Consider the following 234-nt stretch of genomic DNA (forward strand, 5'->3'; position numbering starts at 1 on the left):
ACCGGAGGGACGGTCGCTGGCCAGTGCCTGCAGGGCTGCGAAATCCGCAAGCGCGAAATCCGTCACATCAAGCTGATCGCGATCGTTTTCAAAATCCTTGATAGTGTCGCTATCGTCCCCGTCCTTGAACACAAATGTGTCCTTGTAGCCGTCGCCGGTCGATCCGCCCGAGCCGCCACGCAGGATATCGTTGCCGGCACCTCCGGTGATCGTGTCATTGCCGTTTTCGCCGAC

Annotated in this window: 1 protein-coding gene; it reads right to left on the reverse strand. The window is 59.4% G+C overall.

Features of this window, described 5'->3' with window-relative positions; genetic code table 11:
• Positions 1 to 234: M10 family metallopeptidase C-terminal domain-containing protein (locus ABLQ08_RS32550; RefSeq protein ID WP_417714977.1), on the reverse strand; the 234-nt coding region annotated here is incomplete at both ends.

Origin of the sequence: Roseibium sp. SCP14, assembly GCF_040329475.1 — a bacterium.
GTDB lineage: Bacteria > Pseudomonadota > Alphaproteobacteria > Rhizobiales > Stappiaceae > Roseibium.